Source organism: Adlercreutzia sp. DFI.6.23 (assembly GCF_024462535.1).
Classification (GTDB): Bacteria; Actinomycetota; Coriobacteriia; order Coriobacteriales; family Eggerthellaceae; genus Adlercreutzia; species Adlercreutzia rubneri.
The window spans coordinates 276219-299223 of record NZ_JANGBP010000004.1; the positions used below are offsets into that span (position 1 = coordinate 276219).

Here is a 23005-nt window from a genome sequence, read left to right on the forward strand (position 1 = left end):
ACCCACAGAAACCGCCGACGAACGACAATGGCGTTAGTCGAGCACCAGTTGCTGGATGTAGACGTCGTTGCGCAGATCCTTGGCGTGGGCGGCGTCGATGGAGCCGTCGGCCACCATGGCCTTGATGAGCTGCAGCTCGCGGACGAGGGCCTGGGCCTGCACTTCCTCTACGGCATCGTGGGTCTCGCGCATCTGGCGGAACTGGTCGGACAGGCTGGGGGCGGCCGGACCCCGCGCGCCGGGGCGATCGGCATTCAGGCGCTCGCGACGCGAACGGCGCGGACGGACGGTGCGGTCGTCGGGGGCCTCCTCTTCCACGCCGTCCTCGCTCTCGTCCCACTGGGCCGCCCGGCGGGCGATATCGTCCAACTGGTCGTAGAGGGAGCCCACCCGCGCCACCTCCGCGCGCGCCCGGGCGGCGGCCACAGGCGAGGCGGCCGGAGCGAGTTCCTCGAGAATCTCGGCGTAGCGGTGCATGACAATGACCGTGGCCGGCTCGTCGATCAGCGGCGGCGCACCTTCTCCTGATGCGCTGTTCCCGCCATTCGCAGCGTCGCCCGCTTCGGCTTCTCGCGAATCTTCCGCCGACCCCGACGCGTCCTTGACCGCGCCCGTGAAGGACGCGTCGGCCTCGACGGAGGCGATCACATCAAGCATGAGATCGATCTCGGCATCGACGCGGGCGCGGGTGCGCCGCGCGGAGTACTTCGAGGGCGCGAGCGCAGGCACCGCGAAATCCGCCAGCACGAGCGTGAGCACGATCATGCCCGAGGCGATGGAGACGAGCGTGGCCCTGCCAGCGGCGGAAAGCGCCGCGCCTGCCGTCAGCGTCAGCATGAGGGAAAGCGTGATGCCGCCCTTGGCGCCCGCTAGCGCCATGGCGAGCGTGCCGCGCAGGGCCTCGGGTGCGAAGCAGCTGCGAGCCCCCTTCCCCTGGGCGACGGCGGCCCGTATGTCCATGGCGAGCAGCCATGCGAAGCGCACCGCCTCCAGCACCAGGGTCAGCACCACCACGACGCCCAGCAGCGTCGCCGGATCGCCCAGACTCCCCTCGGCCGCTGGTTCCATAAGCCGCGGCAGCTGCATGCCCAGCACGACGAAGATGATCCCGTTTAGCACGAACTCCAAAGTCGTCCACACGCTTTGGGCTTGTAGCTTGGTGCGGGCCGTGGCAGCCGTGTGACGCTGGGGCAGTAGGGACAGCATAAGCCCCGAGGCCACCACGGCGATGACTGCGCCGATATGCAGCGATTTCGCCGTCAGATAGATAATGAAAGGCAGAAGCAGCTCCAACATCACGTGGAGCGTGGGGTTGTCGAGCCCCGTGCGGCGCAGCACCTGCAAAAGGCCCCAGGCGAGAAGCCCCATGACAAGACCGCCGAAGAAGCCGCCGAACAGATCGAGGGCGAACTCCTCGCCCGCATGCAAAAGCGAGAACGATCCCGTGGCCAGAAGCGTGAGACAGCATTGGAACACCACGGTGCCCGTCACGTCGTTGAACAGGGCCTCCCCCTTGAGCAGCGCCTCGTGGCGGCGACCGAAGCGGCGGTCATGGGTCAGCGCCGTGACGGCCACGGCATCGGTGGATCCCATGGCGCCCCCGAGCGCGCAGGCGGCCGCCAAGGGCACGGCGGGCAAAAGCGCGTGCAACGTCGCCCCGCAGGCAGCAACGATGGCGAAGACGAGTCCCACGGAAAGCGACGCGATGCCCCAGCGGTTTTTCCACAGGGCGCCGGAGTCCACATGGCGCGATTCGTTGAAGTGCAGAGGCGCGATGAACAGGATGAGCAGCAACTCCGGATCGATGCCCCATTCCAACGGTGTGGGAACCGCCAGCGCGAGCGCGGCGCCGAGGGCGATCTGCACAAGCGGCAGCGACAGCGGCGGCAGGAACTTGTCTAGAATGCTCGAGGCGATGACCGCCGTCAGCAGAAACAAAATCAGCTCGAAGGTCTCCATCTACACCAACCCCGGAAAGCCCCGCTGGGCCAGCGCCTCGTAGGCAGCGATGGCCACAGCGTTGGAGAGGTTCAGGGAACGGGCGCCCTGGCGCATGGGAATGCGCCGGCAGCGGTCGGCGTGGGCGTCGATGATAGCCTGGTCGAGCCCGCGGCTCTCGCGCCCGAACAGCAGAAACGCGTCCGGTCCGTAGACGGCATCGCGATAGCCGCACGAAGCCTGCCCTGTGAATAAATGCAGCTCATCTTCGCCATGGGCTTCCAGAAACGCCTCGACGCAGGGCCACCGCACCACCTCGACATCGTCCCAGTAGTCGCACCCGGCGCGCTTCAGGTTCCTCTCCGTCAGCCGAAACCCCATCGGCTCCACCAAGTGCAGCCGCGCCCCCACGCACGCGCACGTGCGAGCGATGTTCCCCGTATTCTGAGGAATCTCCGGTTCCACAAGAACGATGTTCAGCATTACGCCTGCTCCTGCTGACGGGCCATTTCGGCTTCCAGCTCCTCGGTGAGGGTGAACCACTCCTCCTCGGCGGCGGCCAGGCGCTGTTTCAGTTTGGCATGCTCGGCGATGGCGTCGGAGGAGGCATCCTCGTTCACGTAGAAGTCGGGGTCGGCCATCATGGCAAGCAGCTCCTCCATGCGGGCGTTGTCTCGCTCCATCTGCTCGTCCAGCTGGGCGATGCGCTTACGGTGGTTCTTCAGGGCGGCATAGGCGCGGTTGCGGGCCTCGGCCTCGCGGCGCTTCTGCTCCTTGGTCTTCGGCGCGCTGCCTTTGGGCGCGGTGAGCTGCACATCACCGCCCTTGGGGGCCGTCGTGACCCCGGAGCCCTTCACAGCTGAGGAGGGCTGACCAAGGTCAGCCCCTACGGAACCATCCCGAGCAGCCGCCGAGCTCGAGCCTTGGCGGTCGCGACGGCGGTTCACGGTGATCTTCGTGGGGGCCGCCGCACCAGCGCGGCGCTTCTCGGGGGCCGCGCCGCTCCCCTTCCCGTGGATGCCCGCATCGGCCAGGGCCTCGTCCACCACCGAGCGGTCGGCGTCCACGTCGCCATCGAGCTGGCCCGACTTGTACAGGTAGTAGTCGTAGTCGCCCTCGTAGTTGGTGATCTGGCCGTCCTTCACCTCCACGATGCGGTTGGCCACCCCGCGGATGAGATGCCGGTCGTGGGTGATGAACAGGATGGTGCCGTCGAAGTGCTGCAGGGCCTGCTCCAGCACGTCGGCGCTGGAGATGTCCAAGTGGTTGGTGGGCTCGTCCAAACACAGCAGGGGCTTCGGCGCCACGAGCATTTTCGCCAGGGCGAGACGCCCCTTCTCGCCGCCGGAGAGCACCGACACCTTCTTGTCCACGGCGTCCCCCGTGAACAGAAACGCGCCCAGCAGGCTGCGCACCTGGGAGATGGACCAGCCGGGCGCGGCATGATCCAGCTCCTCGAAGACGGTGTTGCCCGCGTGCAGCTCTTCCAGCTGGTGCTGGGCGTAGTAGGTGAGATCGACGTTCACGCCATAGTCGATGGTGCCCGCATCGGGCTTTTCCACGCCGGCGATCATCTTCAAAAGCGTCGACTTGCCCGCGCCGTTGGGGCCCACGAGCGCCACCTTGTCGCCGCGGTACATCGTGAAGTCGATGCCGTCGTACACCGTGTGGTCGCCGTAGCGCTTCACGAGACCGCGCGCCCGCACCACCTCATCTCCCGTGCGCGGCGGCTGCACGAAGTTGAAGTGCACCGTCTTCTTCTCCTCGGGGATGACCGGCAGCGTCTCCTTGATCTTCTCGATGCGCCGCTCGCGTTCCTGGGCCTGCTTGGCCTTGGTGGCCTTGTAGCGGAAGCGGTCGACGAAGGCCTGCAGATGCGCGATCTCCTCCAGCGACTTCGCTCGCTCGGCCTTGATGCGCTCCAAGCGCTCCTCGCGTGCCACCAGGTACTTCGAGTAGTTGCCCTTGTACAGGTTCACTTCCCCGTTGTCGATTTCCGCCACGCGGTCGACCATGTTGTCCATGAAGGCGCGGTCGTGAGAGACCACGATGACGGTGCCGGCGTAGCCGCGCAGGAAGCCCTCGAGCCACTTCACCGATTCCAGATCGAGATGGTTCGTCGGCTCGTCGAGCAGCAGCACCTCGGGGTTGCGGATGAGCAGTTTCGCAAGCGCGATGCGCATCTGCCAACCGCCGGAGAACTCGGTGGTGGAACGGGTCATGTCGCGCTCGGTGAAGCCGAGGCCGAACAGCACGCTTCGCACTTTCGACTCCAGCGAGTAGCCGCCGAGCATCTCGTAGGCGTCCCGCGCCCGGCCCACGGCCGCCAGCTGAGCTTCGGTGGGGTTCGCGCCCAGCTCCGCCTCCAGCTTGTGCAGGCGCTGCTCCGCTTCAAGAACCTCGGTCTGGGACGAGATGACCTCTTCGAAGACGGGCAGGTCCCCCATCTCGATGGCCTCCTGCTCCAGATAGCCCACGCGCGCCCCCTTGGCGAAGAGCACGCGCCCCTCGTCCGGATCGTCCTCGCCGGAGATAATGTTGAGCAGCGTCGTCTTGCCCGCGCCGTTAGGGCCCACGAGCGCCAGCCGGTCGTACTCTTCCAAGCGGAACGTCACGTCGTGGAACAGCGTGCGGCCGCCGTAGGATTTCGAAAGATGTTCAGTTTGCAGGATCATAAGCGTTTCCCGAATCAGTCGTCGAAGGGCGAGTCCGAGCCGCCCCGCTTTTGCCAACTGCATAGTGTAGCGCATCCGCGCAACGATGCGCCCCGCTATGCCTTTCGGTACTTCTGAAAACGGCTGTTGGGCTTATCGGGAATCGCCCGTACCCCCTCACGCCTCAACCAATTCGAAGGCCTTCCGATAGACGGTCTCCGCCTCCCAGCCCCTGGACTCCACTTCTTCCAAGGTGAGCCACGCGAAGGACTCGTGCTCGTGGCTCAGGCGCACGTCGCCGGAGCGCCAGCGGCAAACGAAGTCGACGCCGAGAATCCGTCGCCCCGGGGCGCGCATCGTCCAGGCATTGAAGGGCTCGCCGACCTCGATTTCCAGCCCGGTCTCCTCGCGCACCTCGCGCACCAGCGCCTCCTGCCAGCTCTCGCCCGCTTCCACACATCCCCCCGGAAGATCCTCCTCGAGATCGGGCGCGATGCTGAGACGGCGCGCCGCATCGGGCTTGAACAGGAACAGCATGCGGCCGTCCTTGAAGACGCACCCTTTCACCGCAACGCGCTCCCTCGGCTTCGACGCCGCGGCCCCGTCGGGGCCATCGGTTTCATGTTGGAGATGCGCCACGGCTGCCTCCTCAAGTAGGTTCTTCCAAGACCCCCCTACCATAGCAGAGAGCTCCTCAATTCGTGCGCTCAGACTCCTTCGGTTCACGAAGTGCTGCTTTTCTGCACGAGATCTCGAGTTATAAGCGTCTAGAAGAGACAGAATTAACGAATAGCGATATCCCCAGCATCTAATGAAGCAGTTTCCGAGAGAACAGACGCTTACAACTCGAGATTTGCTGCATTTTGCCGGCGGTTCGCCGACCGGAGCCGCCTACAGCTCGTCGACCGAAGCCGTCTACAGCTCCCCGATCTTATCGACTGCGAAAAACGCCATCCATAGAAAGCTAACATCGCGATCGGAATACGAGGCGACGAGGAACGAAGCCAGAAGACGGTCGCAAGGAGCGTCGCCCGGGCCAAGAATCAAACCCGACAAGGAGCGTCGCCCGGGCAGAGAATCAAACCCGAGAGAACGCCTTCGGAACCGGAACGGCGGCGCCCAAGCACGCAGCGGCAAGGACGAAGACAACGGCTTTCGCGGGAAAGCACAGGATGAGCAGCAAGGCCACCATCAGCGGCTGGCGCATAGCTGCGCCCAGAAGGGCCGCCGTGCTGACAGAGAGCGCGAAGACCGGGTCGATGCCAAAGAGCCCGGCGGCGGCATAGCCGATGGCGATCCCCGAGAAGATGAGCGGGAAAAAGTGACCGCCACGCCAACCGAGTCCGAGGCACACCTGGCTGGCCAGCACCTTGAGAAACCCCGTCGCGAGCAAGACCCCAGCACCGAGGGCCGTCCACTGCTGCGCCAGCATCTCGGTCTGGGCCTCGCCGGCGAACAGGGTAAAGGGGAGGAAGATCCCGAGAGCTCCCAGTATCGCGCCGGCAACGACCGCCTTCACTACGACGCGATCGCCGAGCCGCGCGGACAGCTTGCCCACGGCCCAGCCGAAGCCATGAAAGAGCCAGCCGGCGCAGGCGCCGAGCGCGACGACGGGAAGTGCCCAGGCGAGTTCGGATGTCCCCACTGCCATGGCGGAGAAGTGCGGCAGCCCCGAACCGCCGCCAGCCGCCTCGTTGAGCAGCATGAACGCCCCCAGCGCCCCGGCCACGGAGAGCAGGTACACCGCCGTTTTGACCGGTTTGGAAACCTGGGGCGCGGAAACCACGGTCGCAGCGGACGCGCCGCCCCCATGCCGACGCCCGTCGGTATCGTCCGCATAGCCGAACAGCGGCGCCGCCAGGCCGAACAGCGGGGCCGAGAAGATCGCCGACAAAATGGCCGCCGTGCCCGCGTTCGCCAGCTCGCGCATCTCGGCGCCCATGAACTTGAGTCGGTCCCCCACCCAGCTGCAAAGCCCCGCCACCACGCCGGTAAGGCCGGCCTCGGGCCCGATGCTGCCGCCAAACAAAAGCGGCAGAAGCGCGCCAACGAACATAGCGCCCAGATGCCGATACTCATAGCGCCCGGTTTTCTTCACCTCGGCGAGCACCGTGTTCATATCATCGGGGTACGGCCCCACGTTCTTTTGAAACAATCCAATGGCAACGCCGCCCACAACGCAGAAGGCAAGCGGGTACACGACAGCGGGCATCCCTATCGCCGCCAGCCACGCCGGCGCCTTCACCCACAAAAGATCGAGGCCCGCGTTCATGAGAAAGAAGAACGCCCAGCAAAACGCCCCGGCGCAAGCTCCGAGCATCACGGTCACCACAGCAAACGCAATCCGTTTCACGACGGCTTCCTTTCCTGGGCGAAAAGCTCTTTGGATACGAAAAAGGCCCCTCCGAGGAGGGGCCTGCTGTTTATGGTGGTCGCTACAGGATTTGAACCTGTGACCCCCGCCGTGTGAAGGCGATGCTCTCCCGCTGAGCCAAGCGACCGATAGGTTTCGCAACTCACTGGGTGACTTGCGACGGCTGTATATACTACACGGATTCCGCGGCGCGCGCAAGGGGGAATCTTGTATACTATCCCAACATATTCACAATTCCACCGTTTGGCGGCTCTTCCCGCGCTTTCAGTGCCGAAGCCGCCCACCCTGAAACGGCGCACGAGAAAGAGAGGATCCGCCCCCATGGCAAGCGATTTGACGAGCGACACCTTCCTCGCCTCCAAGAAGATCAGCGACGAGATCAAGGCCGATCTGGCCGTACACCCGGAGAAATACACCATGCTCACGGGCGACCGCCCCACGGGGCGTCTGCACATGGGCCACTACTTCGGCACTATCCGCGAGCGCGTCGCTTTGCAGAACGCCGGCGTCACCACTCGCATCATCATCGCTGACTACCAGGTCATCACCGACCGCGACACCACGGCCAACATCGCCGACAACGTGCACAACATGGTCATCGATTATCTGGCCTGCGGCATCGATCCGGAGAAGACCATCATCTTCACGCACTCCGCCGTGCCGGCCTTAAACCAGCTCATGCTCCCCTTCCTGTCGCTCGTCACCGAATCAGAGCTCATGCGCAACCCCACGGTGAAGGCCGAGCAGGAGGCCTCGGGCCACGCGCTCACGGGCCTGCTCCTCAGCTACCCGGTGCACCAGGCCTGCGACATCCTGTTCTGCAAGGGCAACGTCGTGCCCGTGGGGAAAGACCAGCTGCCCCACATCGAGCAGACCCGCCAGATCGCCCGCCGCTTCAACGAGCGCTACGGGCGGGTGTTCCCGGAGCCCCACGGACTTCTCACCGACGCCGTGGAAATCCCCGGCCTCGACGGGCGCAAGATGTCGAAGAGCTACGGCAACGCCATCGCCCTTTCGGCCACGGAGGAGGAGACCGCCAAGCTCATCAAGAAGTCGCAGACCGACTCCGAGCGCATGATCACCTTCGATAAGGAGAACCGTCCCGGCGTCTCGGCCCTGCTGACCACGGCGGCGCTGACCACCGGCCGCACCGAAGAGGACATCGCAGCGGAAATCGGTAACGACGGCGCCGGCGCGCTCAAGCGCTACGTGACCGAGTCGGTGAACGCATACCTGGCGCCCATCCGCGAGCGCCGCCGCGAGCTGGAAGGGCAGCCGGAGATGGTGCGCGAGATCCTGCACGAGGGCAACCGCCGCGCCAACGAGATCGCCAACGCCACCTTGGACGAGGTGCGCGAGGCCATGGGCATGGTGTACTAGCCGCCGCGGGCAAGCCTCATCGACGCCGCGCGACCACGGCGCCCCCTCACCAGAGGGGGCGCCGTTTTCTATACCGTGTCCTCCAGGTCCATCTGCATGAGCTGGACGCTCTCGCGCATGCGCTGGGCATGGGCGCGGGAGAGCCGGTCGTCCTCGTAGGCGCTCTGGATCTGCTCCAGCTCGAAGGTATAGGCCTTGCGCTTGATGTCCTCGGTGCGGTCGCCGGCCTTGATGACCGAGGTCACCGTGGGCCGCGCATCGTGCAGCGCCGCCACCGAGCGCTGGTACTCCACGAGCACCGCCGCCGCGTCCTCGGTGGGCACCTGGCTGGAAGCGACGGCCGCTTCCAAATGCTCCACGGCATAGGTGCGCGTGGCCGTCTGCAGCCAGCGCATCTCCTCGGTCTGCTCAGCCAGCTCCGTGTTGCCCGGCAGCTCGCGCAGCACCGCGCGCACGCCGCGGTGCCACAGTGCCCGGAAGCGGCCGTTCCAGCGCTTCAACGTGCCGTGCCCCTTGCCATGCTGCAGAAGCTGCATGGCCTGCTCGAGACGCCCCATGTAGCGGTAGGCCACCACGCCGGAGACGACGCCGCGCTCCATCAGCTCCATGGCGCGCTCGTACTCCCACATAAGGGCCTGAACGCGCAGCTCCACGTTCATCTCGCTCTCGATGCCGTTGTTGGCCTTGATGCGCGCGAGGCGGTCGTTGTAGGAGCGAATGACCGCCTGGGTCTCCGCGCGGTTCTCCCGCGTCTGCTGGGCCGTCAGCATCTCGATGACCTCGCGCATGATATCCATGGTGGTGGCGGCGTCCTGGTCGATGCGGCGCAGCTCCTCCTCCCCCTTGTCGCGCGCCGGCGCCAGAAGCGGCACGACGAACGTGGCCAGAAGCAGCGTGCACACGATGACGCCGCAGGCGAGGAAGATCAGCAGCTCGCGCTGGGGGAAGGGCACGTTGGGCGGCCCGTAGACGGCATAGGTGGGAATGGAGAACATGATGGAGAGCGTGATGGTGCCCTTGGCCCCGCAAAACGTCGTGATGAGCGCGCTGCGCAAATCGCCTTTCCCGAACCGGCGCTTCTCGTCGCGACGCACATGGTAGAGATCCATGGCGAGCACCCACAGAAATCGCGTGGCCAGAAGCACGAAGGTGAGCCCGAAGACGAGCAGGATGAGCGTGGAGTTCGTGATGCGCACGTTCTCCCACGTATCCTGCATGGCCAAAGGAAGCTGGGTCCCCAGAAGCACGAACACGATGCCGTTCAGAGCATAGGTGAGCACGTGCCACACGCTGCCCGAGACGATGTTCATGCGCGAGACCGAAGGCCCGATGACCCCCTTGGGGGACGTGACGTTGATGAGCCCGGCCACCACCACGGCGATGACGCCGGAGACGTGGCACACGTTGGCCACCAGGTAGATGAGGAAGGGAATGAGCACTTCGAAGAGCACGTGGAAGTTCGTGTTCTCCACACCGATGGAGCGGGCGCGCTTGACGACCCAGTTGCCGAGCAGGCCCAGGAGAACGCCGAGGATAAGGCCGCCGACGAACTCAACAAGGAAATCGACGCTGGCATCGATCAGCGAGAAGGCGCCCGTGACCACGGCGGCGATGGCGAACTGGAAGGACACGATGCCCGAGGCGTCGTTCAGAAGCAGCTCGCCCTTCAACATGGAGGCCTGACGCTTCGGGATGTCCACCTGCTTCGAGAGCGACGAGACCGCCACGGCGTCCGTGGGGCCGAGGGCCGCGCCCAGGGCGAAGGCCGCCGCCAGCGGAATGGAGGGCACGAACGCGTTCAGCAGGAAGCCGATGACGAGCGTCGTGGCCACCACCAGGCCTATGGCTAAGGAGAGCACGGGCTTGCGCTCGCGCCAGAGCGCCTGCTTATCGGCATGCTTCGCCTCGTCGTAGAGCAGAGGAGCGATGAACATGACCAGGAACAGCTCCGGATCGAGCGTCACTTCCACATCGCCGCCGGCAACGACGGCGATGAGCAGCCCGATGGCGATTTGGATGAGCGGCAGGGAGACGCGGGGGATGATCTGGTCGATAAGCGAGGACGCCAGCACGGCGGCAAGCAGAAGCAGGCCGAGGGTCAGGGCTTCCACGAGCATCCCCTATTTCGCGAGGCGGACGCGGAAATTGCGGCCGCTCTTCTCCAGATCGTAATCTCCCACCGAGGCCATGTACTGGCGCATCTGGGAATAGCCGAGGTCGCGCACCTTGAAGTCCTTGAACTTGGCGCGCACCGCATCGGTGATAGTGGAGAGCATGATGCCCTCGGCGCCGGCATCGGCCACCAACTCGCGGATGTAGCCGGCCGGGGTGTCGCCCGCGGGCTTCTTCTTGCGCGGCGCGGTTTTCTTGGGAGCGGCCTTCTTCGGGGCAGTCTTCTTGGCCGTGTTCCTCTTCTCGGCGGGCTTCTCGGCAGTCTCGGCGGCCTCCTTCTTCGGGGCCACCTTCTTGGCGGCGGGGTTTTCCTCTGCCTTCGGCTTGGCCGTCTTGCGGCGCCGCGTCGGCTTTTGCGCCTCCGCGGGCTTATCCGTCTCCGTCGGCTTATCCGTCTCCGTCGACTCTTCCGACTTGCTTGCCTTCGCCACCTCGGCGGGATCGGCCTTCTTCACCTGGCGGGTCTTGCGCTCTGCGCGCGCGCGGCGGCCGGGCCGCACGTCCTTCGGAGCCTCCTGGGGCTCGGGCCGCACCTCCGGCACGGCTTCCACGGCCACTTCGACGGCCTCGGAGACCGGTGCTTCCACAACTGCTTCTGCGGAAGCGGCTTGCTGCTCCGCCTCGCCCTCGGGCAGCGCGGCGGCAGCCTGACGGCCCTCCGCCAAGCGCCCGACGGTCTTCGTCGCCACTCGACGCGTGCCGCGATGGCTGCGGGAACGGCGGCTGGTCTTCTCGGGCTTCTCCGCCTCGGGCTTCTCCGCCTCAGCCGAGGACGCCTCAGTCGCGGCCGCCTCCCCTTCGGACTCGGACGCGACGCCGGCAGCCTCTTCTGCTCCAGTCGCCTTCGCAGCCTTCTCGACCTTCTCGGCTTTCCCTGCGCGCTCGGGCTTCTCCGCCTTCTCGGGGCGCTCCTCGCCCTCGGCGAGCTCCACGGTGACCGAGCTGTGATCCTTGGTGATGCGCACCCGCGTGAACTCCTCGAGCAGCTTCGAGAGCAGGTTCGTGCCGTAGCTGCGCACATCGAAGTCGGGATAGCGCTTCTGCAGGCGGCTGCCGATCTCGCCCAGGCCGGTGGCCTTGCCGTTGTTCTGGTTGTCGGTGATGATGTCCACCACGGCCTGCTCCACGGAGTCCTTCGGCACCGCGTTGCTGCCGCCGCCCTTCTCGTTGCGCTTGTTCTGCACGAGCAGCTCGAGCGTGGTGAACACGTCGCAGGCGCGGCGGAAGGGCGTGGGGGTCTTCTTCTCCCCCATGCCGATGACCATGCGCCCGCTCTCGCGCAGACGGCTGGCCAGGCGCGTGAAGTCCGAGTCGCTGGACACGAGGCAGAAGCCGTCGACGTTGTCGGTGTAGAGGATGTCCATGGCGTCGATGATCATGGCGGAATCCGTGGCGTTCTTGCCCTGGGTGTAGCCGAACTGCTGGATGGGCGTGATGGAGTTTTCCAACAGCGCGTCCTTCCATTTCGCGTGCAGGGTGAGCGTCCAGTCGCCGTAGATGCGCTTGATAGTGACGGTGCCATACTTCGACAGCTCGTTCAAGATCGGCTTCAAGTAGCGCGCCGACACGTTGTCCGCGTCGATGAGCAGCGCGAAGCGGCGGTCGGACGACTCAGTGGTTGTCTTTGATTCCATGGGAGGTAAATTCCTTGCTTGAGATAAGGGGCCTTTGTCACTCAGTATGGCACACTTCGGCCTAAAATGCTGCACCTATCTTGGACTCAGGTCAAGCCGTAACGTTGAGAAGCGCCTTTCCTCCCGAGAATACAGGAAGTCGTGGGATAGGGGCAGCCGAGGCAACAAAAAAGCCAGCGACGATAAGCCGCTGGCCTAGCATTTCGGTGGTGCACCATGAAGGACTCGAACCTTCGACCTTGGGATTAAGAGTCCCCTGCTCTACCAACTAAGCTAATGGTGCACTTGGTTCCTGCGCAAAGCGCTTGAATATTCTAGGCGAAGCTTTTCAGAATTGCAAGCCCTAAATTTTCAAGCGCGCTGGGGTGGATGATGGGACTCGAACCCACGATCTCCAGAGCCACAATCTGGCGCCTTAGCCAACTAGGCCACACCCACCATTTCGCGCAAGGCAGAATTATAGGCAACAGAGAGCCTGGGTGCAAGAGTTATTTTTCCTATGCCGCTCCCCGCGCCATGGGCGCCGCTCCCGTCGCCGCTGCCGGCACCACTCCCGTCGCCCGTTGATTCGTCTCGCCACCGTCCGACCGTTTCCGAGCACCCCGGCGCCGACGAGCACGCAGCGGCGCGCTTTAGCAGGCCGCCAAGTCCTTCACCACTTCCCCGCCGAGAATGAGGCCGGCTACGGAGGGGACGAAGGCAACCGAGCCGGGTGCCGGACGCGTACCGTCCTTCACAGCCATGTCGTCATCCGCGGGAACGAGCGGCGGCTCAGTGGAGTAGACCACCTTCAACGACGGAATGCCTCGCCGCCGCAGCTCGCGACGCATGACGCGGGCAAGCGGATCGACCGAGGTCTCGTAGATGTCCGCCACCCGAAACGCCGTCGGATCGAGTTTGTTGCCCGCGCCCATGGACGACACAATGGGCACACCTGCCGCAAAGGCGGCTTCCACCAGGGCGATCTTCGCGCTCACCGTGTCCACCGCGTCAATCACATAATCGAAGGCCGCGAAATCGAACTGGTCAGCCGTCTCGGGAAGGAAGAAGCACTGGCGAGGACGCACGATGCACGACGGATTGATAGAGGCCACGCGCTCGGCCGCCACCTGCGTCTTTGGACGCCCGATAGCGCCCATCGTGGCGATAATCTGCCGGTTGAGGTTCGTGGGATCCACCGTGTCGGAGTCGACGAGATCGAGCGCCCCCACCCCGCTGCGAGCCAGCGCCTCCACCGCATAGCCGCCCACTCCGCCAATGCCGAACACGGCCACCCGAGCCGCCGCCAAGCGGTCGAGACCATCTCGCCCCAGCAGCAGCCGCGTCCGCGCGAAAAGGTCATTCACGAGAGCACTCCCATCTTCCCTAAAGAGCGTCGAGTGTCGGGCACGGGCGCTCTTGCAAAAAGTTTCGCAAAAATGGTCACAAAATCGACTTTTGAACTCTTCGTGAACCGCAAACCCGTCATTTTCAGCACTGAAACGCGGAAAAGAGGCGTTAAACTAGCAAAATAGGGTTCAGAATCGAAGATATAGAGTTCAAAACTCGATTTTGTGACCATATTATCGCAGTTTTTTGTCGGGAAGGCGCTTGCGGCCCCGATTAGGAGAAGACGATGTCCCAACGATCCTCGCAGCACAAAAATTTGACCCCCGCCATCGGTATCGCTCTAGCATTCTTGCTCTCGATGAGCTCTTTGGCCGGATGCAGTGCCTCGATGGCAGCTGATGAGGCGCCGACCGATAAGTCGACCCCGGAGCTCGCGAGCACGGGGGCGCCCGACGACTCGCAAGAGCCACAGGCCACTCCCGCAGAGGACGCAAACCAGCAGAATGCTGAAGCTGCTAGCGAAAACCGATCCGCAACCGACGATGGCGTCCTCTCCTACCGCGACATCCCCGCCTTCGATGGCAATCCCTACGTCTACGTGAACGACGGCGAGCCGGTGTTCACCGACGAGCAGCGCGCGGCCGAACCCGGGTATGAGCATTACGACGAGCTGGACGAGTTAGGCCGCTGCACCGCCGCCTTCGCCGTCGTGGGCCCCGAGACCCAGCCCACGGAGAAGCGCGGTTCCATCGGCGAGGTGCGCCCCTCCGGATGGCAGATGGCCAAGTACGATTTCGTGGAGGGCAAGTACCTGTTCAATCGCTGCCACCTGCTGGGCTACCAGCTCACCGGCGAGAACGCCAACCCGCAAAACCTCATCACCGGCACGCGCTACCTGAACATCCAGGGCATGCTGCCCTTCGAGAACGCCGTGGCCGACTATGTGGACGCCACGGGCAACCACGTGCTCATGGCCGTGACGCCCATCTTCGAGGGAAGCGAGCTGGTGGCCCGCGGCGTGCACATGATGGCGGAGTCCGTGGAAGATGGCGGCGAGGGCGTGGCCTTCAACGTCTTCTGCTACAACGTGCAGCCGGGAGTGGTCATCGACTACGGCACAGGCGCATCGATGCTCGAGGAGGATGCCACTCCCCTCCCCGACGTGTCGGGAGCCGAAAGCGCACCCGATGCCGCAAGCGAAGGCGCAGGTGCCAGGGAGGCGTCCGAGAAGGGCGCGACGGGCTCCGACGAGGGCAAGGGCGTCGCCGAGTACGTGCTGAACACGAACTCGAGGAAGTTCCACCTGCCGAGCTGCTCGTCGGTCGGCCAGATGAGCCCCAAGAACCGCGAGGACGTCGAGGACACCCGCGAGAACCTCATCGCCAACGGCTACGACCCCTGCAAGCGCTGCAACCCGTAAAAAAGACCCTCGCGCGATACGGCGAGGGTCTTTCGAAATCTTGGTAGGGCCGCCCGGATTCGAACCGAGAACCAAGGGATTATGAGTCCCCTGCTCCACCGTTGAGCTACAGCCCCAGATGCGTTGGCTATTCTAGCGCAAGTCGGCCAGGCTCGCCAAACCTACATTTTCACCGGTGCCGACACGCCCAAGAGGTTCAGGCTCAAGGCCAGCACGATGCGGGTGGCGTCGCACAGGGCCAAACGCGCCGTCTGCACGTCGGCGTCGTCGGTGAGCACGTGGCAGTTGGTGTAGAACTGGTGGAACAGCGACGCCAGATCCTGCGCGTAGTGGGTCAGACGGAACGGCGCGCGGTCGCGGGCCGCCAGGGCGATGAGGTTGCCAAAGTCGGCCATCTTGCGCATGAGCGCCAGCTCAGAGGGATGGGTGAGCGGCGTCAGGTCGCAATCCTCGGGGATGATCTTCTCGGCGAGCTCGCCCATGGTCATCTCCCCCGCCTCGACGGCGGCGGCATCGGCCTCATCGGCCGCCTTGCGCAGGATCGAGCAGATGCGCGCATGGGCGTACTGTACGTAGTACACCGGATTGGAGGCGTCCTTCTTCTTCGCCACCTCGATGTCGAAGTCGATGGGCTGGTCGGCCGAGCGAGACAGCATGAGGTAGCGGGTGGCATCCACGCCCACCTCGTCGATGAGCTCCTCGAAGGTGACCATCTCGCCGGTGCGCTTGGACATGCGCACAGCCTTGCCATCGCGGAACAGGTTCACGAGCTGCCCCAGCTGCACCTCCAGCGCCCCAGGCCAGCCCCAGGCCTCGAGCATGCACTCGCAGCGCTTGATGTAGCCGTGGTGATCGGCGCCCCACAGATCGATCAGGTGGTCGAAGCCGCGCATCATCTTGTCGTAGTGGTAGGCCACGTCGCTCATGAAATAGGTGGCCTCGCCGTCGCCCTTGATGAGCACGCGGTCCTTGTCGTCGCCCAAATCCGTCGAGCGGAACCACAGCGCGCCGTCCTTCTCGTAGAGGTAGCCCTTCTCGCGCATGGCGTCCAGCGAGCGGGACACGGCGCTCTCGCCGTTCTCGTCCTCCACGTACAGCGAGCGCTCGGAGAACCACTTGTCGAAGGTGGTGCCGAAGTTGGCTAGCACCTCGCGCTGGTTCTTAAGCGTCATGTCGTAGGCCATCTCGCGGAAGGCCTCCACGCGCTCCTCGTCGGAGACGGAAAGCCACTTGTCGCCGTCGCGGTCGATGATGTCCTGGGCGATGTCCTTCACATAGGCGCCGCCGTAGCAGGCCTCGGGCATCTCCACGTCGCGGCCGAGCAGCTGCTGGTAGCGCACGTTCACGGAGTTGCCGAACACGTCCATCTGGTTGCCGTGGTCGTTGATGTAGTACTCCTCGTACACATCATAGCCGCCGTGGCGCATGACGCGCGCCATGGCATCGCCGAGCGACGCCCAGCGGCCATGGCCCACGTGGAAGGGGCCAGTGGGGTTGGCGGACACGTACTCGAGGTTCACGTAGCGCTCGCCCTCGGGGATGGTACCGCGACCGAAATTGTCGCCCTCCTCGCGCACCTCGCGTACCACACCCTGCAGCACCGCATCCGACAGGCGGATGTTAATGAAGCCCGGGCCGGCTATCTCCACGGAGGCGATCATGTCGTTTTCGGGAATGTGATCCACGATGATCTGGGCGATCTCGCGGGGGTTCTTGTGAGCCAGCTTGGACACGCGCAGGGCCACCGTGCTCGCCCAATCGCCGTTGGCCTCGTCGCGGGGTCGCTCGAGGGCCGCCTCGGGTGCCTCCTCCAGCTGCAACGAGCCGTCGGCACGGGCCGCGTCGATCGCGGCGTCGATGATCGCTTCGAGGGATTCGCGAATTTCCATTGATCTAACTTCCTCTTCTGTACGTCTTCAGTACGTCGGCGTTACCACGCGCGCGGGCTGTGCCGTACCCAATCGCGCCTATAAGCGGCCATAATAGCATGAATGGCCCGAGAAAAACAGGAGCGCCCGAGCACTGTGCCCGGGCGCTCCCGCTAACGGTTCCGCAGGTCAGAACTGCGCAACCGCACAAAACCAGTCGCTCGCCTTGGATGCTACGACAGGATCACCATGGCCGCCGTGAGGATCACGATGCAGACCACGCCGAGAGCCACGAACAGCTTGGCGCCGAATTTGAGCCACGTGGAGTACTCCACCTTGGCAAGGGCCAAACCGCCCATGATGGCGCCGGAGGTCGGCGTGAACAGGTTAACAAGACCGTTGCCGGCGGAGTAGATCATGACCATGGTCTCGACCGAGAAGTTCAGCTGGTGGGCCAGGCCGCCCAGAATCGGGATGGAGACCGTCGCCATGCCGGAGGAGGACGGGATCAGGAAGGACAGGACGATGTAGAGCAGGAACGACAGCGGAGCGAAGATGATCGCCGACATGCCCGTCAGCGCCGCGGCGGCGTTGTTCAGGATCCACATGTCAAGGCCCGTCTTGGCCATGAGCACGGTGATGGAGCGGGCCAGCGCGATGATGAGCACGACCGACATCATGTCGGCGGCGCCGTTAATGAACGCCTTCACGAAGCGGCTCTCGGACACGCCGCCGATGACGCCGATGATGAGCGCCATGAGCAGGAACCACGTGGAGGCCTCGTCGAAGTACCAGCTACCCAGCGGCACGCCGGTCAGGAAGGAAGACCAGGCCGGGGTGACCTCCTCCTCGGATACCGAGGTGGCCTCAACGGGCTCGGCGATGGTGGTCGTAGTGGCGCCGTCGTTGGCGTCGTCGATGAAGGTCGCGATCTCATCGCCGGTCATCGTGGTCGTCACTTCCTGGGTGGTGGCGCCGGCGTCGAAGATGGTGACGCCGAGGTCGGCCCAGGGAATGAACGAGACGATCATGATGACGAAGGTGAGCGCGAATACGATGAGCGACCACTTCTGGCGGCCGGACATCTTGGGCGTCGCAGCGGCATCGTCATCGGCGGCCTCGGTCTCGGACTCCTTCAGCCCCCACTCGTCCATCATCGCCTGCTACTCCTGCAACGACAGGAAGGTGGAACCCTTGTCGGCCTTCACCTTCTTGGCGTAGCGCATCACGAAGACGATGGCGATGGCCAGCGACACGAGCCAGATGATCACGCCGAGAGCGATGATGATGCCCTGGTTCACGGACACGCCGATGCCGTTCAGGGCATCGACGGCCACGCCGACGGCGAACGGGTTCACGGTGGAGCCCATAACACCGACGCCGGCGCCGAGCAGCACCACGGCCGCGCCGGTCAGGCTGTCGAAGCCTGCGGCCACCATGGTGGCGGCGAGCAGCAGGTAGAAGGGCACGGTTTCCTCGCACATGCCGTAGGTGGTGCCGCCGATGGAGAAGATCGCCATCAGGATCGGAATGAGCACGAGCTCGTTGCCCTTGAGCTTGTGCACCAGCGCCGCGATGCCGGCATCAAGCGCGCCGGTCTCGGTGACGATGCCGAGGAAGCCGCCCAAGATCATGACGAACAGGCACACGCCGATGGCGTCCTGGAAACCAAACACGGGCGCAGTGAGCACCTGGGAAAGCGTCGCACCCTGGACGCCTTCGACGCCGCAGGCGGACATGATAACAGTGACAATCGCCAGAACCACCAAGATGATGAGCAAGATGGTGAACGAGGACAGAGGCGCCCTCTTCTTCTTGCCTTTCTCTGCAGCTGCCATGGTTATCCCTCCTTAATCGAATGACTGACAAAAACACCGGGGCCGTGCGGCTTTCCCTCCCGATTCCGCACGGCCCCGAGGTATCGAACTATGTGCCAGCTACCGTAGCGATGAGCAAGCTACTGCAGGGTGGCGTACATGACGGCCTTGATGGTGTGCATGCGGTTCTCGGCCTCGTCGAAGACCTTGGACTGCTTGGACTCGAACACCGCGTCCTCCACTTCCATCTCGGTGACGCCGAAGCGCTTGGCGATGTCCTCGCCAGTGGTGGTGTTGGTGTCGTGGAAGGCCGGCAGGCAGTGCAGGAATATGGCCGTGGGCTTGGCCATGGCCATGATCTCGGTGGTCACGCGGTAGGGCTCGAGCTGCTTGATGCGCTGCGCCCACACCTCGTCGGGCTCGCCCATGGACACCCACACGTCGGTGTAGATGACGTCGGCGTCGGTGGCGGCTTCCTTCACGTCCTCGGTGCACTTCACGGTGCAGCCGTTCTCAGCGGCGATCTGCTCGCAGGTCTTGATGAGCTCCTCGTCCATCCAGCAGTCCTTCGGGCCGCAGCCGACGAAGTTCATGCCGAGCTTGGCGCACATCACCATGAGCGAGCGGCCCATGTTGTTCTTCAGATCGCCGAAGAAGACGAACTTCAGACCCTTGATGTCGTAGTTGAAGTTCTCCTGCACGGTCAGCGCGTCGGCGAGCATCTGGGTGGGGTGCCACATATCGGTCAGGCCGTTCCACACCGGAACGCCGGCCTTGTCGGCAAGCTCCTCCACGTCGGACTGGGCGAAGCCGCGGAACTCGATGCCGTCGTAGAAGCGGCCGAGCACGCGGGCGGTGTCCTCGATGGACTCCTTCTTGCCCATCTGGGAAGAACCGGGATCAAGGTAGGTCACGCCCATGCCGAGGTCCATGGCGCCCACCTCGAAGGCGCAGCGGGTGCGCGTGGAGGTCTTCTGGAACAAGAGAACGATGTTCTTGCCCTCGAGGTAGCGGTGCGGGGTGCCGGTGCGCTTCAAGTCCTTGAAGTTCTTGGAGAGCTTCAGCAGGTACTCGATCTGCTCGGTGGAGAAATCGAGCAGGCGGAGGTAGGACTGGCCGGAAAGATTCACAGGCATGTTGTTTCCTTTCATAGGTTGGCGGCAGACCGCACGGCCGACCGCCGGGGAAAGGGGCGTCCGGCCGCTAAGACCGACCGCCCCCGATTAACGAAACGCGATTACGCCGCTTGGGCGCGATGCGGGCTACAGAGCCTCGCGCCAGGCCGGCATGGACATGCAGCGCGGGCCGCCACGGCCGCGGCTAAGCTCCGCGGACGGCATGACCAGACAGTTGATGCCGTTCTTGTACAGCACGTCGTTGGTGACGTTGTTGCGCTGGTACACCACCACGGTGCCGGGGCGCACGCACAGGGTGTTGGAGCCGTCGTTCCACTGCTCGCGCTCGGCCGCGATGCGGTCGCCGCCGCCGCAGGGAATGAGCGTGACCTTCTCGCCGACGTACTCGGACAGCACGCCGGAAAGCTCCTCGTTGCGCTCGCGGATCTTGGTGCCGCCCTTGCCGTCCGGGGTGATCTCGAAGACGGTCAAAGGTCCCATGATGCCGGGATGGATGGTGAACTTGTCGCGATCGATCTGGGTGAACACCGTGTCGAGGTGCATGAAGGCGCGGGACACCGGGATGTTGAAGGCCAGGATGGTGTCGATCGGGCTCGTCTCGTCGTTGAAGATGTTGCGAGCGATGGCGTCGATGGCGTCGGGCTCGGTGCGCTGGGAGATGCCGATGGCCAGCACGTGCTCGTTGATGTTCAGGATGTCGCCGCCCTCGATGTGGAAGGTCATGTCGCGATGGTAGTACTCGGGCGTGCCCACGAAGTCCGGATGGTACTTGAAGATGTAGTCGCCGTAGATGGTCTCGCGGTTGCGCGTCTGGCTGTACATGCGGTTGATGGACACGCCGTTGCCGATCATCGCGAACGGGTCGCGGGTGAAGTACAGGTTCGGCATCGGGGCGCAGACCAGTTTCGAGCGATCAGAGACCATATCGACCAGAAGATGGGTGTTCTCCTGGGGCAGCTCCTGCAGGTTGATGCCGGCCATGGTCTTCATGACCATGTCCTTGGTGCCCGCGTAGTTGGAGTTGATGTAGTCCTTGATGATCTCCTTGTAGGTGTCGGTGCGGATGCCGGCCTCGAAGATCCACTGGTCGAGGAACTTCTCGCGAAGCTCCGGATGGGCGTCCAGCACCTCGGCCATGAGGTCCTCCAGGTACACTACCTCGACACCCTCGTCGCGAAGGATCTTCGCGAAGGCGTCGTGCTCCTCCTGGGCCACCGGCAAAAACGGGATGTCGTCGAACAGCAGCTCTTCCAAGGTGTTCGGGGTGAGGTTCAGCAACTCGTCGCCGGGGCGGTGAAGAATGACCTTCTTGAGGTTGCCGATCTCGCTTTTGACGTTTACTCCTTGCATAGAAGCTCTCCTATCCTAGATCGGATACAGATAGAAACGCGCCAGCCACACAAGACTTCTCGCGGCTTCGAGAGCTTCGCTTCCCCAAGTCGTATCAAGGCCCGTTGTGTTTGACATCGCCTACTGTCCCACAACTTGTGGGTCGCTCCAAGTGCCCGGGGCTTTGGTTGTCTCAGCGCAAACGAGACGTTCCCTATTTGTCACTTCCAATTCGGCCAACTGCTCTTTATTTTCGGTGAGCTTTTTGGTAAGGGAGAGACGAGCCCTGTCAAACGCGATTGCTCGACAGGGCTCGCAGCTTAGATTCATGGTCGGGACGACAGGATTCGAACCTGCGACATCCTGCTCCCAAAGCAGGCGCGCTACCAGACTGCGCCACGTCCCGAAAATAGCTTGAAAAGTATAGCAGAACCCTCGTTGCTGAGCAAAAGCGCAGGATTTTTGCGGAAACAAAATCATTACCATATGAGTCTTCTTTTGCCTGCCCCCTCGCGTATCTGCATAATAGCGCTTATGGAGAAAACACCGACATACCGGCTGAAGCGGCTTTGGCTTTTGCTGCCCGGCGCGGCAGCACTGTTGCTGACGTGGGCGGCGAGTGCGAATCCGTCGCTCACCGAGACGTGGTTCTCGCGGGGCATCTACCCGTGGTTGTCATCGGCGTGGGGGTTTCTGCCGTCGCTGGCGCCGTTCTCGGTGGCGCAGTGGATCGTGGTGGCGGCACTCGCGTTCTGCGTCGGATGGCTCGTCTTCTACCTCGTGGCCTTCGTACGTGGACGCGGTCGGCGACGGTTCGTGGCGTGGCGCGCGGTCGCCACAATGCTCGCCGTGCTATCGGTGGCCTACTGCATCTTCGCCCTCATGTGCGGGCTGAACTATTACCGCCACACCTTCGCCGAGGACGCCGGATTCGAGCTGAGGGAATCTTCCACCGCCGAGCTGACAGTGCTCTGCGAGAACCTGGCCGCTAACATGAACGAGACGCGTGCCGAGGTAACTGCGGCAGCCGGCGCGACCAAGGAATCGGAGCCGAATGGCGGCGACGCGACGACGGGCGCCGAAGGCACCGCCCGAACCGACGCCGATGCGGCTGCGATTCCCAATGAGTACGCCGAATCCCGCGGCGGCTTCTGGACCTACTCCCACGAGACCGTCGCGAACATGGAGGCCCTGGCCGAGCGCTATCCGGCACTCGCCCGTCCGCTGTACTCCCCTCCCAAGCCCGTGCTCTTCTCGGAGCTGATGAGCTACGCCGACATCGCCGGCATGTACTTCCCCTTCACCGTGGAGTCGAACATCAACACCGACGGGCCGTTCTTCACCATCCCCGCCACCATGGGACACGAGATGGCCCACCAGTGCGGATTCATGCGCGAGGACGAGGCGAACTTCATCGGATACCTCGCCTGCAAGGACGCAAGTGACCCGCTGACACGCTACAGCGGCTACTCGCTCGCCTACGACTACGCGCTCTCGGCGCTCGTCAAGGCGGATCGCGACGCGGCCGTGACCGTGAACGACGGGCTGTCAGAAGAGGTGAAAGCGGATCGTCGCGCGCGCTCGGAATACCTGCGACAGTTCGAAGGTCCTGTAGCCGAAATGTCGAACGCCGCCAACAACGCCTACCTGAAAGCGAACCAGCAGCAAGATGGCACTAGAAGCTACGGCCGCATGGTTGATCTGCTGCTGGCCGAGGCGCGGCAAGAGGCCGAACAAGCGCAAGATCCTTCGGCGTAGCGCCCGCGTCGCAATACTCCGACTGCGGCGCCCGGCGACTGCGACACTCCGGCAGTCGCGTCGCCCCGGCGGCGCGACGAGCAGCGACCCGGCAAAAACGCGAGCCTCCGGGCGCAGGAGCGCACAGGGCCTGAAAAAGCGAGGGCTCCCGGACATTGGAACATGCCCGGGAGCCCTAAGCGCTGGGGAGGGTTGC

General features: G+C 64.1%; 14 protein-coding genes, 5 tRNA genes and 1 pseudogene. 3 read left to right on the top strand and 17 right to left on the bottom strand.

What is annotated here, in order from left to right; translation table 11 throughout:
• Window positions 1-33 precede the first annotated feature (33 nt).
• From NE591_RS05730 to NE591_RS05755, 6 genes are all read right to left on the bottom strand, one after another.
• Window positions 34-1959: a sodium:proton antiporter gene (locus NE591_RS05730; RefSeq protein WP_173113386.1), complete on the bottom strand. Its 1926-nt coding sequence runs from the start codon at window positions 1957-1959 to the stop codon at window positions 34-36.
• On the bottom strand, window positions 1960-2421 hold the full coding sequence (locus NE591_RS05735; protein ID WP_173113389.1) for a tRNA (cytidine(34)-2'-O)-methyltransferase: 462 nt from the start codon (window positions 2419-2421) through the stop codon (window positions 1960-1962). It abuts the gene before it with no gap.
• On the bottom strand, window positions 2421-4613 hold the full coding sequence (locus NE591_RS05740) for an ABC-F family ATP-binding cassette domain-containing protein (protein WP_173113393.1): 2193 nt from the start codon (window positions 4611-4613) through the stop codon (window positions 2421-2423). The genes NE591_RS05735 and NE591_RS05740 overlap by 1 nt, the downstream gene beginning before the upstream one ends.
• A 156-nt stretch (window positions 4614-4769) precedes the next feature.
• Window positions 4770-5273 (bottom strand): NUDIX domain-containing protein, encoded by a 504-nt coding sequence (locus NE591_RS05745; protein ID WP_256156450.1) that lies wholly within the window; start codon window positions 5271-5273, stop codon window positions 4770-4772.
• Between the two features lie 397 nt (window positions 5274-5670).
• Window positions 5671-6945, bottom strand: coding sequence for a chloride channel protein (locus NE591_RS05750; RefSeq protein ID WP_231699484.1), 1275 nt, complete (start codon window positions 6943-6945; stop codon window positions 5671-5673).
• 73 nt (window positions 6946-7018) lie between these two features.
• Window positions 7019-7093, bottom strand: a tRNA-Val gene (locus NE591_RS05755).
• A gap of 194 nt (window positions 7094-7287) precedes the next feature.
• Between NE591_RS05755 and trpS the strand changes: the two genes are divergently transcribed.
• Window positions 7288-8346, top strand: a complete 1059-nt coding sequence (gene trpS, locus NE591_RS05760; RefSeq protein ID WP_114539690.1) for a tryptophan--tRNA ligase — start codon at window positions 7288-7290, stop codon at window positions 8344-8346.
• Window positions 8347-8414: 68 nt separating this feature from the next.
• On the opposite strand, the gene NE591_RS05765 is transcribed toward trpS, so the two are convergent.
• The 5 genes from NE591_RS05765 to NE591_RS05785 all read right to left on the bottom strand — a co-directional run bounded on the left by NE591_RS05765 (window position 8415) and on the right by NE591_RS05785 (window position 13498).
• Entirely contained in the window at window positions 8415-10457 is a 2043-nt protein-coding gene (locus NE591_RS05765; RefSeq protein ID WP_231699485.1) for a Na+/H+ antiporter, read from the bottom strand.
• Window positions 10458-10466: 9 nt separating this feature from the next.
• Entirely contained in the window at window positions 10467-12152 is a 1686-nt protein-coding gene (locus tag NE591_RS05770; RefSeq protein WP_173113399.1) for an NYN domain-containing protein, read from the bottom strand.
• Between the two features lie 207 nt (window positions 12153-12359).
• Window positions 12360-12435 (bottom strand) — tRNA-Lys (locus NE591_RS05775).
• 78 nt (window positions 12436-12513) lie between these two features.
• Window positions 12514-12590, bottom strand: a tRNA-His gene (locus tag NE591_RS05780).
• A 194-nt stretch (window positions 12591-12784) separates the two neighbouring features.
• Window positions 12785-13498, bottom strand: coding sequence for a ThiF family adenylyltransferase (locus NE591_RS05785; protein WP_173113402.1), 714 nt, complete (start codon window positions 13496-13498; stop codon window positions 12785-12787).
• 371 nt (window positions 13499-13869) lie between these two features.
• Between NE591_RS05785 and NE591_RS05790 the strand changes: the two genes are divergently transcribed.
• Window positions 13870-14901 (top strand): DNA/RNA non-specific endonuclease, encoded by a 1032-nt coding sequence (locus NE591_RS05790; RefSeq protein ID WP_173115311.1) that lies wholly within the window; start codon window positions 13870-13872, stop codon window positions 14899-14901.
• Window positions 14902-14942: 41 nt separating this feature from the next.
• Here the strand turns inward: NE591_RS05790 and NE591_RS05795 are convergent.
• From NE591_RS05795 to NE591_RS05820, 6 genes and pseudogenes are all read right to left on the bottom strand, one after another.
• A tRNA-Ile gene (locus tag NE591_RS05795) sits at window positions 14943-15017 on the bottom strand.
• A 45-nt stretch (window positions 15018-15062) separates the two neighbouring features.
• Window positions 15063-16790, bottom strand: coding sequence for an arginine--tRNA ligase (gene argS, locus NE591_RS05800; RefSeq protein WP_256156452.1), 1728 nt, complete (start codon window positions 16788-16790; stop codon window positions 15063-15065).
• A 212-nt stretch (window positions 16791-17002) separates the two neighbouring features.
• A pseudogene (locus NE591_RS05805) lies at window positions 17003-18607 on the bottom strand (YfcC family protein).
• A gap of 119 nt (window positions 18608-18726) precedes the next feature.
• On the bottom strand, window positions 18727-19722 hold the full coding sequence (argF, locus tag NE591_RS05810) for an ornithine carbamoyltransferase (RefSeq protein WP_173113411.1): 996 nt from the start codon (window positions 19720-19722) through the stop codon (window positions 18727-18729).
• A gap of 126 nt (window positions 19723-19848) precedes the next feature.
• The gene (gene arcA, locus NE591_RS05815; protein ID WP_173113414.1) at window positions 19849-21072 is read right to left on the bottom strand and encodes an arginine deiminase; all 1224 of its coding nucleotides are present in this window, start codon (window positions 21070-21072) and stop codon (window positions 19849-19851) included.
• 308 nt (window positions 21073-21380) lie between these two features.
• Window positions 21381-21457, bottom strand: a tRNA-Pro gene (locus tag NE591_RS05820).
• 128 nt (window positions 21458-21585) lie between these two features.
• Here NE591_RS05820 and NE591_RS05825 point away from each other — a divergent pair.
• Window positions 21586-22809 (top strand): DUF3810 domain-containing protein, encoded by a 1224-nt coding sequence (locus NE591_RS05825; protein WP_173113417.1) that lies wholly within the window; start codon window positions 21586-21588, stop codon window positions 22807-22809.
• Window positions 22810-23005 lie beyond the last annotated feature (196 nt).

What these genes read in the sequence shown, in the direction of transcription:
- NE591_RS05825 (WP_173113417.1), top strand. Translation starts at nt 21,586, where the DNA reads ATGGAGAAAACACCGACATACCGGCTGAAGCGGCTTTGGCTTTTGCTG.
- NE591_RS05790 (WP_173115311.1), top strand. Translation starts at nt 13,870, where the DNA reads ATGGCAGCTGATGAGGCGCCGACCGATAAGTCGACCCCGGAGCTCGCG.
- NE591_RS05735 (WP_173113389.1), bottom strand. Translation starts at nt 2,421, where the DNA reads ATGCTGAACATCGTTCTTGTGGAACCGGAGATTCCTCAGAATACGGGG.
- argF (WP_173113411.1), bottom strand. Translation starts at nt 19,722, where the DNA reads ATGCCTGTGAATCTTTCCGGCCAGTCCTACCTCCGCCTGCTCGATTTC.
- NE591_RS05740 (WP_173113393.1), bottom strand. Translation starts at nt 4,613, where the DNA reads ATGATCCTGCAAACTGAACATCTTTCGAAATCCTACGGCGGCCGCACG.
- NE591_RS05745 (WP_256156450.1), bottom strand. Translation starts at nt 5,273, where the DNA reads ATGGTAGGGGGGTCTTGGAAGAACCTACTTGAGGAGGCAGCCGTGGCG.
- NE591_RS05730 (WP_173113386.1), bottom strand. Translation starts at nt 1,959, where the DNA reads ATGGAGACCTTCGAGCTGATTTTGTTTCTGCTGACGGCGGTCATCGCC.
- trpS (WP_114539690.1), top strand. Translation starts at nt 7,288, where the DNA reads ATGGCAAGCGATTTGACGAGCGACACCTTCCTCGCCTCCAAGAAGATC.
- arcA (WP_173113414.1), bottom strand. Translation starts at nt 21,072, where the DNA reads ATGCAAGGAGTAAACGTCAAAAGCGAGATCGGCAACCTCAAGAAGGTC.
- argS (WP_256156452.1), bottom strand. Translation starts at nt 16,790, where the DNA reads ATGGAAATTCGCGAATCCCTCGAAGCGATCATCGACGCCGCGATCGAC.
- NE591_RS05770 (WP_173113399.1), bottom strand. Translation starts at nt 12,152, where the DNA reads ATGGAATCAAAGACAACCACTGAGTCGTCCGACCGCCGCTTCGCGCTG.